Origin of the sequence: Lactococcus sp. bn62 (assembly GCF_029492705.2) — a bacterium.
Classification (GTDB): domain Bacteria; phylum Bacillota; class Bacilli; order Lactobacillales; family Streptococcaceae; genus Lactococcus; species Lactococcus petauri.
In genome coordinates this window covers 93,943-106,253 of record NZ_CP120417.1, presented here as the reverse complement: position 1 = coordinate 106,253, position 12,311 = coordinate 93,943, and the positions used below count along the sequence as shown (strand labels likewise).

The 12,311-nt window shown below is 35.6% G+C and carries 13 protein-coding genes; 4 read left to right on the top strand and 9 right to left on the bottom strand.

Features of this window, described 5'->3' with window-relative positions; genetic code table 11:
- Positions 1 to 3: 3 nt before the first annotated feature.
- From P3G65_RS00580 to P3G65_RS00560, 5 genes are all read right to left on the bottom strand, one after another.
- Positions 4 to 1,401: a cell wall metabolism sensor histidine kinase WalK gene (locus tag P3G65_RS00580; RefSeq protein ID WP_240265575.1), complete on the bottom strand. Its 1,398-nt coding sequence runs from the start codon at positions 1,399 to 1,401 to the stop codon at positions 4 to 6.
- Positions 1,392 to 2,057 (bottom strand): response regulator transcription factor, encoded by a 666-nt coding sequence (locus tag P3G65_RS00575; protein ID WP_240265576.1) that lies wholly within the window; start codon positions 2,055 to 2,057, stop codon positions 1,392 to 1,394. Before P3G65_RS00575 ends, P3G65_RS00580 begins: the two co-directional genes overlap by 10 nt.
- Positions 2,058 to 2,155: 98 nt before the next feature.
- A complete protein-coding gene (locus P3G65_RS00570; protein WP_240265577.1) occupies positions 2,156 to 2,437 on the bottom strand; it encodes a heavy-metal-associated domain-containing protein in 282 nt (93 codons plus the stop codon).
- A 31-nt stretch (positions 2,438 to 2,468) separates the two neighbouring features.
- Positions 2,469 to 4,532 (bottom strand): copper-translocating P-type ATPase, encoded by a 2,064-nt coding sequence (locus P3G65_RS00565; RefSeq protein WP_373464138.1) that lies wholly within the window; start codon positions 4,530 to 4,532, stop codon positions 2,469 to 2,471.
- A 72-nt stretch (positions 4,533 to 4,604) separates the two neighbouring features.
- Positions 4,605 to 5,069: a BlaI/MecI/CopY family transcriptional regulator gene (locus tag P3G65_RS00560; RefSeq protein ID WP_240265578.1), complete on the bottom strand. Its 465-nt coding sequence runs from the start codon at positions 5,067 to 5,069 to the stop codon at positions 4,605 to 4,607.
- 183 nt (positions 5,070 to 5,252) lie between these two features.
- Here P3G65_RS00560 and P3G65_RS00555 point away from each other — a divergent pair, with 183 nt between their 5' ends.
- Both P3G65_RS00555 and P3G65_RS00550 read left to right on the top strand, forming a co-directional pair.
- Positions 5,253 to 5,534 (top strand): metal-sensitive transcriptional regulator, encoded by a 282-nt coding sequence (locus P3G65_RS00555; RefSeq protein ID WP_240265579.1) that lies wholly within the window; start codon positions 5,253 to 5,255, stop codon positions 5,532 to 5,534.
- A 15-nt stretch (positions 5,535 to 5,549) separates the two neighbouring features.
- Positions 5,550 to 6,896, top strand: a complete 1,347-nt coding sequence (locus tag P3G65_RS00550; protein ID WP_284071214.1) for an MATE family efflux transporter — start codon at positions 5,550 to 5,552, stop codon at positions 6,894 to 6,896.
- Positions 6,897 to 7,386: 490 nt separating this feature from the next.
- On the opposite strand, the gene P3G65_RS00545 is transcribed toward P3G65_RS00550, so the two are convergent.
- The 3 genes from P3G65_RS00545 to P3G65_RS00535 are packed head-to-tail and all read right to left on the bottom strand — an operon-like array spanning position 7,387 to position 9,071.
- Positions 7,387 to 7,839: a dUTP diphosphatase gene (locus P3G65_RS00545; RefSeq protein WP_019291912.1), complete on the bottom strand. Its 453-nt coding sequence runs from the start codon at positions 7,837 to 7,839 to the stop codon at positions 7,387 to 7,389.
- Positions 7,840 to 7,870: 31 nt separating this feature from the next.
- Positions 7,871 to 8,563 (bottom strand): rhomboid family intramembrane serine protease, encoded by a 693-nt coding sequence (locus P3G65_RS00540; RefSeq protein ID WP_014024129.1) that lies wholly within the window; start codon positions 8,561 to 8,563, stop codon positions 7,871 to 7,873.
- Positions 8,553 to 9,071, bottom strand: a complete 519-nt coding sequence (locus P3G65_RS00535; RefSeq protein WP_019291913.1) for a 5-formyltetrahydrofolate cyclo-ligase — start codon at positions 9,069 to 9,071, stop codon at positions 8,553 to 8,555. Before P3G65_RS00535 ends, P3G65_RS00540 begins: the two co-directional genes overlap by 11 nt.
- A 111-nt stretch (positions 9,072 to 9,182) precedes the next feature.
- Here P3G65_RS00535 and P3G65_RS00530 point away from each other — a divergent pair, with 111 nt between their 5' ends.
- Both P3G65_RS00530 and P3G65_RS00525 read left to right on the top strand, forming a co-directional pair.
- Positions 9,183 to 9,380 (top strand): cold-shock protein, encoded by a 198-nt coding sequence (locus P3G65_RS00530; RefSeq protein ID WP_003133641.1) that lies wholly within the window; start codon positions 9,183 to 9,185, stop codon positions 9,378 to 9,380.
- A gap of 126 nt (positions 9,381 to 9,506) precedes the next feature.
- Positions 9,507 to 10,862, top strand: a complete 1,356-nt coding sequence (locus P3G65_RS00525) for an MATE family efflux transporter (RefSeq protein WP_040086899.1) — start codon at positions 9,507 to 9,509, stop codon at positions 10,860 to 10,862.
- Between the two features lie 14 nt (positions 10,863 to 10,876).
- Here P3G65_RS00525 and gatB read toward each other — a convergent pair whose 3' ends face one another.
- Positions 10,877 to 12,310, bottom strand: coding sequence for an Asp-tRNA(Asn)/Glu-tRNA(Gln) amidotransferase subunit GatB (gene gatB / locus P3G65_RS00520; RefSeq protein ID WP_019291915.1), 1,434 nt, complete (start codon positions 12,308 to 12,310; stop codon positions 10,877 to 10,879).
- Between the last annotated feature and the right edge of the window lies 1 nt (position 12,311).

The following is a 12,311-nucleotide window of genomic DNA, read 5'->3' as shown; positions in this document are numbered from 1 at the left end:
CTTTTATTTATAGGGAAGCTCAATAATAAAGCTTGTTCCTTGATTTTGAATACTCTTTACAGTTATTTTTCCATTGTGTAATTGAACAATATCTTGAACTATTGCAAGTCCGATACCTGTGCCACCTGTCTTACGTGTCCGTGACTTATCTACCCTATAAAAGCGTTCAAAAACATGGGGTAAATCTTCCTTCGGGATACCTTCTCCTTCATCAGAAATAATGAATCGAAATATATCTTTATTAGCATTAATAGAAAAAAATATTGTGGAATATTTATCTGAATACTTATAAGAATTCATTAGAATATTAATCAAAACTTGTTCCATGCGTACAAAATCAAGATCAGCCCAAAAATTGAAATCCCCAGATACATGTAGATTGATTTCTTTCTGTTTTAAAATTCCTGACACTTTGCTAACTACTGCATCAACCAGCTCTTGAATCAAAATTTGTCTTTTCTCAATTTTGAATTCATTTTCTTCAAGTTGTGCAAGGCTCATTAAATCATCCATTAACTGAGCTAAACGTGAACTTTCTTCTTGAATAATGGTCAGATAGCGCTCTTTACCCTCCATTGAGGTCGTGGAGCGGTTCGCAATATCAGCATATCCTTTTATAAAAGTCACTGGAGTACGTAATTCATGCGCTACAGCTGTCAGAAATTCATTTCGCCCTTGTTTTAAAAAATTAAGCTTTTCAGCTAAGTTTTCTATAGAATTTGCAAGTTGCCCAAGCTCATCAGTTGTATTAATTCCTAATCTAACAGCTAGATTACCCTGAGCAATCCTCTCAGTTCCTGACTTTATTTTCAATATGGGATATGTCACTGTCCGAGTAATATAAAAAATTACTAAAATAGTTACTAATAACGTAAACAAAACAAGAACAGCAAAAATTACTGTAAAGCTAAAAACCATTTTTTGAATTTTTCGAGTAGACAAAAACATAAACACATTGCCTAGCACCTTGCCATTCTCTCTAATAGGAGTTTTTGAAGCAATATAACTATCACTTAACCAATGAAGGTGGAATGCTTCATTCTTTTTAGAATTTTCATTTTTTAATGATGAAATATGCTTGTTCATCTGATCATTAACAGATTGTGAAGCACTTATTGTTTTTCCAGACGGATTTTGTATCACAATCCCAGTTTGATTATTTCCCTTCTCCATCAAGACAACATGTTTAATTGTCTCGGAAGAAAAGTCTCCCGCTAAGACCAGCGCATGATTTTCTCCCCGAGCCACAAGCGAATTTACTTCCTCACGAACCCACGTATTAACCACAAGTAAATAAAGACTAACAAAAAGGCCAAGCTCAATTGCGATAATCACAGACAGGAATGAGCCAGCAATTTTCATTGAAATTTTGTTGGTATTTTTCTTTAGTGTTATTGCCATTTATACCCTATCCCATACACGGTAATTAAAGTGTTCTCAACATCAAATGATGCCTTACATAATTTATCACGAAGATTTCTAACATGTGAATCCACTGTTCGATTTTCCACTTCTGAATTAAATCCCCAGATATGCTCAATCAATTGTTCACGACTTAATACTTGGTTTTGATGAGTCAGAAAAAATTCTAATAAACTGAATTCTGTTGGTGTTACCGCTAATAGAATTTGATTAATTTGTACTTGAAAATTTGATTTGTTAAGTGTTAAATTTTTGTAATCAAGAATTTCACTTTTTGTTGTTCTTCTTAAAAGTGCGCTAATTCTCGCTAACAAAACCATCTCATCAAAAGGTTTTGTAATATAGTCGTCGGCACCATTTTCGAGTCCATATGCTACTGCTGTATTTTCCCCACGGGCACTCAGCATAATGATAGGTATATCACTAAATTCTCTTATCTCCTTACAAACATCCCATCCACTCATATCAGGCATCATTACGTCTAATAAAATCAAATCAAATTGTTCTGTTAATATGCGCTTAATTGCCCCCTTCCCTGAGTTTTCCTTTTCACAATTATAAGATGAATTTTCTAGATACAAAGCTAATAAATCTAGCATACGCTGCTCATCATCTACTAATAATATTTTTTTCATTTCTAACTATACTTCTATTCTATCCTAATAAACTGTCTTGTACTATCTTGGAATAAAAACTCTGTCAAATCTAACAGAGTCTTAAGAATTATTAAAATTTAAATTAACTCATAACCAGCATCTATAACAGCTCGCTTAAGCACTACCTTATCAACTGATTTATCAACACGTAGCTCAACTTGCCCATTTTCTAAAGAAACCTGAGCCTTGTAAACACCTTCAACTTCTTCAAGTGCTCGAGTGACATGATGTGCACAATTATTACAAGACATACCTCTAACATTGTAAATTTTTACAATTGAATTTTTATCTAATCCGGTATGTTCTTCTTCTTTTAGAAAACGAGTATCTTGACAACAACAACTATTTTTTTCTTGCATTCTAACTTCTCCTTAATTTAGCTATATATCGTTAGTTAATTTTTTCTTTTTTTTCGTAACGCAATCCCATTGCATTAATTGCAACAACTACTGTTGACAAGCTCATCAATATCGCTGCAGTTAATGGATCAATCATAATTTTAAATGCTGGATACAGCACACCAGCAGCAACAGGAATAGCAATAATATTATATCCTGCACCAAACCAAAGATTTTGTTTCATCTTCCGCATTGTTTTCTTGGCAATACCAATCATGTCTAGGACAGCTGAAGGATTTGAATTAACCAAAACAACATCTGCAGTATGAATAGCAACTGAAGTACCCGCTCCAATTGCAAAACCAATATCAGCTGTTGCAAGAGCTGGAGAATCATTTACTCCATCTCCAATAAACATTACTCCTCCCTTTTGTTGGTATTTTTTTACAATTGAGGCTTTATCTTCAGGCTTCAACTCTGCCAGAAACTCGTCAACACCTAGAGCTTGTGAAACTTTCGCAGCTGTACCTGCATTATCGCCAGTTAGCATGACTGGGGTGATGCCATAATTATGTAACCCCTTGATAAAATCTATTGCATCTTCTTTTGGTGAATCTCCCAATGCAAGGAAACCAAGAGCTGTTTGACCTTCTAAGAGAACGCTTATTGTTAGTCCCATTTGAACAAATTGAGACGTCTCCCCCTCATCAAACTCAATATTATTTTCCCGTATCCATTTTAAGCTTGTTATTTGGTATGTCTTACCATTTACTTCACCAATCAAACCACTACCTGGTAAGTTTTCAACATTTTTCGCGGAATATTTCAAATGTCCAGCTGCATTAACAATGGATAAAGCTATTGGATGTGTTGAACCTGCTTCAATAGCGGCCATAATGTGGAGTACGTCAACATTTTCATCAAATTTAACTTCATTACGTACAATAAATTTCCCATCTGTTAATGTGCCTGTCTTATCCATTAAAGCATATTTTATGTCATTTATACCTTCAAGTGCTGTCCGATTTTGAATTAATAGCCCATTTTTAGATGAAAGTACAGTCAACCGAGAAACAACTAATGGAACTGCTAAACCGAGAGCATGCGGACATGCAATAACAAATACTGATACTGTTAAAAGTAACGCGAAAGTAAAGTTTGCCGTTAACGTCCAAATAAATAAAGATGCTATACCCACAACCAGCGCTGCATAAAATAGGTATCCCGCTACACGATCCGCCATATTCTCCAAATCAGACTTTTGTGACTGTGCTTTTTCGACTAACTCAGCAACTTGTGATAAAAAACTATCTTTTCCAAGAGTTGTAACAGTCATTTCAAATGGTAAATTTTTATTAAGAGACCCCCCATAAACATCATCTCCTGATAATTTATTAACCGCACGTGATTCCCCCGTAATCATAGATTCATCAACAAGAGCATTACTTGAAATTCGCCCATCTGCTGGTACCTTCTCATTTTCCTTTACAATTAGGACATCACCAATTTTTAATTCAGACAAGTCTACATCTGTTCCATTTTTTAAATGGGCTTTCTTTGGAACTAATGAAGCTAAATCCTTTAGTGCATTACCAGCACCATTAATAGCTTTCATCTCTATTAAATGCCCAATTAACATAATTACAATTAGTGTAGAAAGCTCAAACCAAAAATTCATAGCCATCCCACCCATTAAAACAACTATTGTTGCATAAATTGAATAAAGATAAGCAGCTGTGATACCCATTGTAATCAACGTCATCATCGCAGGTTTTTTGTTTTTCAACTCCCCCCGCGCCCCACTAAAAAATGGTGTTCCACTATAGAAGAAAATTACTGAACCCAGTAAAAGCTGGATAATCTCTGCTCCAGGGAATTTAATTAGAGTAAAGTCTGCAATAGGTGAAATTAACAATAAAGGAATCATGATAATAATAGCAACTTTTAACTTTTGTGACATATTCCCCATGTGCATCATGTGTCCACCATGGTCCATCATATCCCCATGTTCCATGTGTCCACCATGGCCCATCATATCCCCGTGTTCCATGTGTTCATGATGGTGCATCATCTGATGTTCTGTTTTTTTATTTTTAATTTCTAGACCATCATCCATTGGGTGATGGTCGTGTCTCATATGTTTATCATGTTCATGTTTTTTATCCATTTTTATTTCCTTCTATTTTAACTAACAACTACAATACTGCATGTTATTTAAACAATCGCATTTAACTTCCTCAATACTTTCTTTATCTTTAAGACACACTTCAACCTTTCTCTTGGTATCATCTGTAAATTGTGTTAAATCAATCATTTCAACAATAACATCTGAATGTTTTTTTGCACAAATTTTTCTTAAAAACTCTTTTGTCATTAGATCAATTGCTTCATCTTCACTTAAAGTAGGTCTATAAATATATTTGCGACTAACTTTACTATTGATTAATACTTTCTTTTTCACAAGCCTTGCGAGAAAAGTTTTTACTGTTGATAGAGACCACTTATATGTTTTCACTAACTCTATATTAATTTGATCAGCACTTGCCTCTCCAAGAGTCCAAATGACACGCATGACAACCAGTTCGCTGTCTGAAAGATTAAGCTCTATATTATGATATCTATTATCATGTATTTCATATTCTATTCCTTCCATCTCGTTCTCCTTTTATAAAAATTAATTCTACTCTTACAGTCTACACTTGTAGATTTAATTTGTCAAGAAAAAACTACAAGTGTAGATTTTAAGTTTTATCAACCTTAGCCTTATCTCCTTGATACAGTTCTTATATTATGGTACTATATATACGGTACGGGGGTACCCTAAAAAGGAGAGAATATGTCACATTTAGTATCACATCATAATGATGAACTAGTAAAACGTTTAAATAGGATTGAAGGACAAGTATCTGGTATTAAAAAAATGATCAGAGAAGATAAAAATTATGAAGATATTTTAATCCAATTAAATTCTGCACGCTCAGCAATTCAAAAAGTTAGTCAAATTCTCTTAGAAGCACAGGCAGATCATTCTCTAATGCATGTAAGCGAAGGTAAAGATTTAAATACTGAAATGAGGACTTTACGTAGGGTCATCACTCAATATAATAAAATAAATTAGAGTTAGATTTCAAAAATGAAAAAATTAAATAATAACACCTTACATTTGAAAAGAAAAATCATAAATCTAGCTCTTCCTGCAACTATTGAAAATATATTAGAAACTTCTGTAGGTTTTATTGACACTTTAATGATTTCAAAGATTGGATTATTAGCTGTAGCAGGAGTTAGTGTAGCAAATGCAATATTGAATGTTTATATAGCTTTATTCATCGCACTGGGGATAGGAACTTCTTCTATTATTTCTAGAAGTATAGGTGCTAAAGATATAGATAAAGCTAAAACTGTATCTCAACAGTCTCTTGTTTTAGCTATTTTTTTTGGTACAGTTCTCGGAATCATAAGTATTTTTGCTGGTGAGCCAATTTTAACTTTAATGGGAGCTTCCAATCAATCTTTAAATTATTCTATACAGTTTTTTAATATTGTTGGCGGCGGTTCAATTTTTATTGCTACTATGATAATATTAGGAAGTATGTTAAGAGCAATTGGTGATACTAAATCTCCAATGAAAATTGGTATTATCGTAAACTTTTTAAATATCATACTAGACTTCATATTAATTTTTGGTTTAGGGCCTATTCCTGCTTTAGGGGTTATTGGTACAGCTATTGGAACTTTAATTTCTAGAATTATAGGTACGTTTTTATTATATAGAAAAGTACAACAATCTGAGATAAATTTTAGTGTTAGCTCAATCTTTAGTAGAAGTAACTATAAAGAACTTCTTAATTTATCAATTCCAGCAGCACTAGAGCGATTAATTATGAGATTAGGACAAGTCGTTTACTTTGGTCTCATTGTTGGTTTAGGAATCAAAACTTATGCTGCACATTCTATTGCTGGCAGTATTGAAAGCTTCGTCTATATGCCTGCATACGGGCTAGCTACTGCTGCTGCCGTTTTAACTGGAAACAGTATTGGAAAAAAAGATTACGATGAAACTAAGAGGGTTGTCTACCTCTCAATAAAATATGGTATTATCATTTTAAGTTTACTAGGTATGGTATTATTTTTGACGATACCCTTCATAGCTACTTTATTTACTAAAGATTCTGAAGCTATTAAGCAGATTATTATTGCCTTAAGAATTGACGCCTTTAACCAACCTGCTCTAGCATTTAGCCTTATAATAACCGGAGCCATTCAAGGAATGGGGGATACAAAATCACCATTATATAGTACCGCTTTCGGAATGTGGTTTGTAAGAATCTTGGGCGTAGTTTTACTGGGAGAGTATTTACACTGGGGAATTGCTGGTATATGGATTGCCATCGGATTCGATTTATACAGCCGTTCATTGTTCTTAAACTATAAATTTAATAAAAATCTTAGTAGATATAATCAACGAGAGCTCTATTAAAATATTAAATATTTATTTTTTTGATTTTAAATTATTTTTATATCTCACTATTATATTTTGCTTTTCAGTTATAAATACTACACAAATATACAAAATAAAGGATTGCTACAAGTTTAAAGTTTAGCAGTCCTTTATTTTGTATATTTTATTCATATATCACATATTAAAGATTTAGTGCGTTATTGTGTTCAAAATTTAAAATATGCGCATTTGCAGTGCTTTTTATATCTTGACATCTTGGTAAGGTAGAGGTCATAAGTAAAGGTTACTGAAAATATAAACAGTAACCTTTTTATTACATACACACTATTTTTCTTCGCTTGGTTAGTTTTCTGGTTAGTTATTGTTTTTAGAAACCTAGATTCGCCTATATACTAAGGTTCACCAACCTTTAAATTCATTTTACCATTATAGCACAAAAAAGACCGCTAAAGCGGTAGTTTTTGTACTTTTATACTTACGCCTGCAAATCAAAAGCAAGGCTTCATTCCTATTTTCCTGTTGATCCGAAGCCGCCAGTTCGTGTAGATTTAGTCACTTCAGCATCCCCATCAGCAACCAAGAAAGGCATAAAGACCGCTTGGACAATCCTCTCACCTTTTTCCAAGACCACTTCTGATTCCGTAATATTTTGCATTTGAGCAAATATCTCGCCCTCATTCCCTGGGTTATTGTAATAGTCACCGTCAATGACACCTACCGAGTTAATCATCACTAAACCTTTTTTACGCGGATTTGACGAGCGATCAAACAGATACAGAACTTCTCCTGCTTGCATATATGCCTTAAGGCCTGTTGAGATCAGTTTAATTTCACCAGGTTTAATGGTAATGTTTTCAGCCACTGATAAGTCATAGCCTGCCGCATGCTTGGTCGCACGTATTGGTAATTCTAGGTTTTCATTTTGGTATTTACTTACTATTTCAAATCCACGTGTTTTCATAATTACTCCTTATTGGTTATTTTTAATCTATTTATTTTATAAAGGGCAAAATCAGAAAAACGATAAATAAGACAACAACCGTTACTCCTGATAAAATCCGATTTTGCATTGGTACAGAATTCTTGAAATATTTAGGTGGAAAAACAGGAGCTAAAAGAAGTCCGCCCACTGCTCCTCCAACATGTGACCAAATATTGACCGAGCTAAGATTAAACATATTGAAGAAAAGATTAATCGCAATCAAGATGGTAAATGTCTTACCAATCTGTTTTAGCATCGGATGGCCTGTAAAGAAGCCAATTCCTGCAATAGCTGCAAAAAGACCAAAAATCGAAGTTGATGCTCCTGCAGATAAGGAATTGGGTGAAAAGATAAAGGTTGCTGCATTACCAAAAATTCCTGAAAGAATGTAGATTAAACTGAAATTAAGGCTACCAAATACAGCTTCAACCTGACGTCCAATAAAAAAGAGCGTCAGAGTATTCATAAGGAAGTGAGTCCATCCAATATGAATAAAAATTGGTGTCACAAGGCGCCACAATTGAGTTGGATCAGCTAAAATGGCTGGTGGAAATAATGCACCAGTATTAAAAAGGTTAATTGCCGAGGTTGCAGCTAAACCATAACGTAAAAATTGATAAAGCCAAACCATCGTTGTTAAAAGTGATAAAATATAAGTCGCTTTATGCTTCATAAAGTCTTTTTTTATCATATCAATGTTCATAAGTAAATATTTCTCCTATGCTTATATCATGAGGTTCTGGATGAAAATTTCTGTGCTGAAAATCATAACATAGACTAACTGTCTGTCCAGAAAAGCTTGCCAGATAACGGTCATAATATCCCGCGCCAAAACCAATCCGATAACCTTCTTTATTCCAAGCCAAGCCGGGGACCAAAATCAAATCAGGCACAACTTCGTTTTTCGACTTAGGTTCTAGTATACCAAATTTTGTACGTTCTAAGTCATTTTTGTCGTATTTTACAAAAATCATGTGGCGATCAGCCAAGGTTTTTGGTATAACTATTTGTTTATCTGCCTGCTCAAAAAGGGGTTGCAAATCAAATTCAAATTCTTGCGGCATATAGAGCGCCACGGTTTTAGCTTTTTTCCATTGTTCTGAGGCAAGCAGCTCTGCAATAATTTTCTGACTTTGACGGCTTTTGTCAGCAAAATCAAAACTTTTCAGTAAATTTATCATTTCTTTTCGAATTAGCGCTTTCTTTTCCATACTTTATATGGTATCATAAAGCTGTAAGTTTTTTTCAAGTTAACGTTTATGCTTTTTGTTACACGCTTTCCGAAGATAAGATTTACCAAACTAAAGAAAGGATGTATTCAAATGGCACAAGGAACTGTAAAATGGTTTAACGCTACTAAAGGTTTTGGCTTCATTACAACTGAAGAAGGCAACGATGTATTCGTACACTTCTCAGCTATTCAAACTGATGGCTTCAAAACTCTTGATGAAGGCCAAAAAGTTAGCTTTGATCTTGAAGAAGGCCCACGTGGACCTCAAGCAATCAACGTTACTAAATAATTGGTAATTAAAGCACCTTTACGGTGCTTTTTCTTTTTGTTTAAACACCACAATAAAAGCAGTTATGCTATTGTTTTATAGATATAAAAAGTTTACAATGTATAAAGCAAAGAATTTAGGAATATTATGAAAGATTTAACAAAAGGAAACATTCTCAAAGGTTTAATTACCTTCACACTTCCCCTGCTCTTGGGAAACTTTTTTCAAGTGCTCTATAATACTGCAGACACACTGATTGTTGGTCAAACGCTAGGAAAAAATGCACTTGCATCAGTGGGGGCTACGGGATCCATCAACTTTTTAATCGTTGGTTTTGCTCAGGGAATGACCGCAGGGCTCACGATTATTACTGCGCAACGCTTTGGTGCCAAAGATGCACATGCTGTCAAAAAGTCCTTTGTGACAGGGCTGTATTTTACGATAGCTATCTCCCTCTTGCTCAGTGTCTTGTCTGTCCTATTTGTGGGTCAATTACTACAACTTATGCAGACTCCAGCTGAGATTTACGAAGGTGCACACACTTTTTTAAGTATTATGTTAGGTGGACTTACAGCGACCACACTATATGCTTATTATTCGAACGCGCTCCGCGCCTTAGGTGATTCCAAGACACCGCTCTATGCACTTATCGTCGCCAGTATTTTAAATATCGGCTTTGAGTATTTCGCAATCCTCGTTCTCCATTTAGGCTTAGCGGGAGCAAGTGCAGCCACCATTTTGGCCCAATGTATCTCTGTGCTTTATCTGGTTTTACATATTAAACGCAAAGTGCCTGAGTTACACCTTAATCGAAAACTCCTTGTTTACGATACCCAAGAAATACGTACACATGCACGACTGAGTATTCCCATGGGATTTCAATCTAGTATTATCGCTATTGGTTCTATTACGCTTCAAGTAGCACTTAACACTATGGGAACAAACGCTGTCGCCACTCAAGCTATTGTATCTAAGATTGACCAAATCGCGATGTTGCCAATGATGTCGATCGGACTTGCTATGGCTACCTTTGGAGCCCAAAACTATGGTGCAAAACAATACCGCCGAATAAATCAAGGGCTTTTCCAATCTCTCCTCATAGCTGTTTCCTGGGCGATTGGCTTTGCCATTCTTTTGGTAAGCTTGAACTATTACTTCACGACGGCTTTTATCTCACCAAGCCAAACAGCTGTTATTGATATGGCTAGACATTACTATATTGTGAATGGTGGTTTCTACTGGCTACTTGCTATCCTCTTCGTTACCCGCTCAACATTACAGGGTTTAGGCAATGCGCGCATTCCAACAATTTGTGGTGTGGCAGAACTGGTCATGCGTGCTGCAGTGGCCATCATCGGAGTTAACCTCTTAAATTACACCGTGATTATTTCATCCAATCCAGCTGCTTGGTTGGGGTCAACCGCTATTCTGATCCCCACAACCATCCGAATGGTGCGCCGTTTTAACCGCGAAAATGTACAAGAAAAAATCGTTCTAAATTGAACGATTTTTTTATATTAGTCTTTATCCAATTCTTGATAGAGCAATTTTTGCGCTACTGTTGGATTGGCTTGTCCTTTTGTAGCTTTCATGAGCTGACCAACTAATGCCTTAGCTGCATTTTCCTTACCGCCACGATAGTCAGCAACAGATTGTTCATTTTTAGCAAATACTTCATGAATGATAGGCAAGAGTACAGCTGGGTCAGAGATTTGAACCAAGCCGGCCTTTTTAACGAAAGCTTCTGCTGAACCACCGTTTTTAGCTAATTCGAGGAAGACTTTCTTCGCAATTTTCGATGAAATAGTCCCATCTGCAATCAAACGCAACATTTCTGTGAGATTTTCTGGAGTTAAGTGAATATCTTTAAGTTCCAGATGTGCTGTGTTCAAGTACTGAGCAACTTCACCTTGAAGCCAGTTGGATACCAATTTGGCATCACCACCTGATTTAACAGCTGCTTCAAAGAAATCAGAGACATCTTTTGAGCTTGTCAACTGGCGCGCATCGTATTCACTGAGGCCCATTTCCTCTACATAACGTACACGGCGTGCTGCTGCAAACTCAGGAAGTTCCGCACGAACTTCGTTAATCCAAGCTTCGGAAATTTCAATACGTGGCAAATCTGGTTCTGGGAAATAACGATAATCAGACGCACCTTCTTTAACACGCATCAAGATTGTTTCACCTGTTTTATCATCAAAACGACGTGTTTCTTGACGAATTTCACCACCAGCACGAAGAATTTTCGCTTGGCGATCAATTTCAAAGGCTAGGGCTTTCTTCACATTACTGAAAGAGTTCATGTTTTTCACTTCTGTTTTAACACCAAACTCTTCTTGGCCATAAGGACGCAATGAAATATTGGCATCACAGCGCATGGAACCTTCTTCCATCTTCACATCAGAAATACCTGTATAGAGAATCAATTCACGTAAGGCGGTCAAATACGCATAAGCTTCATCAGCGCTTCGCATATCTGGCTCAGAAACAATCTCAATCAATGGTACCCCTTGACGGTTCAAGTCAACATAAGAATAGCCATCTGTTCCGTGCGTATTTTTACCAGCATCTTCTTCAATATGTGCACGCTCAATACGAACAGTGGATTTTGTACCATCTTCAAGTTCAATTTCAATAGAACCATTGTAACCAATAGGTTCATCTGCCTGCGAAATTTGGTAAGCTTTAGGATTATCAGGGTAAAAATAATTTTTACGATCAAAATGCATACTCTTTTGAATCGACATATTCATGGCAAGAGAAGCTTTCATCCCAGCAACGACAACACCTTTGTTCAATGTTGGCAAAACACCTGGCATTCCCCAGTCAATAACATTCGTATTGACATTTGGTTCAGAGCCAAATTCAGCTGGAGTTGGGCTGTAAATTTTTGAGTTTGTATTTAACTCAACATGGACTTCAAGTCCAATGACTGTTTCAAAGTTCATC

Coding starts and splice junctions, on each gene's coding strand:
- P3G65_RS00565 (WP_373464138.1), bottom strand. CDS start 4,532: ATGGATGATGGTCTAGAAATTAAAAATAAAAAAACAGAACATCAGATG.
- P3G65_RS00535 (WP_019291913.1), bottom strand. CDS start 9,071: ATGGAAAAGAAAGCGCTAATTCGAAAAGAAATGATAAATTTACTGAAA.
- P3G65_RS00525 (WP_040086899.1), top strand. CDS start 9,507: ATGAAAGATTTAACAAAAGGAAACATTCTCAAAGGTTTAATTACCTTC.
- P3G65_RS00545 (WP_019291912.1), bottom strand. CDS start 7,839: ATGAAAACACGTGGATTTGAAATAGTAAGTAAATACCAAAATGAAAAC.
- P3G65_RS00550 (WP_284071214.1), top strand. CDS start 5,550: ATGAAAAAATTAAATAATAACACCTTACATTTGAAAAGAAAAATCATA.
- gatB (WP_019291915.1), bottom strand. CDS start 12,310: ATGAACTTTGAAACAGTCATTGGACTTGAAGTCCATGTTGAGTTAAAT.
- P3G65_RS00540 (WP_014024129.1), bottom strand. CDS start 8,563: ATGAACATTGATATGATAAAAAAAGACTTTATGAAGCATAAAGCGACT.
- P3G65_RS00580 (WP_240265575.1), bottom strand. CDS start 1,401: ATGGCAATAACACTAAAGAAAAATACCAACAAAATTTCAATGAAAATT.
- P3G65_RS00570 (WP_240265577.1), bottom strand. CDS start 2,437: ATGCAAGAAAAAAATAGTTGTTGTTGTCAAGATACTCGTTTTCTAAAA.
- P3G65_RS00575 (WP_240265576.1), bottom strand. CDS start 2,057: ATGAAAAAAATATTATTAGTAGATGATGAGCAGCGTATGCTAGATTTA.
- P3G65_RS00560 (WP_240265578.1), bottom strand. CDS start 5,069: ATGGAAGGAATAGAATATGAAATACATGATAATAGATATCATAATATA.
- P3G65_RS00555 (WP_240265579.1), top strand. CDS start 5,253: ATGTCACATTTAGTATCACATCATAATGATGAACTAGTAAAACGTTTA.
- P3G65_RS00530 (WP_003133641.1), top strand. CDS start 9,183: ATGGCACAAGGAACTGTAAAATGGTTTAACGCTACTAAAGGTTTTGGC.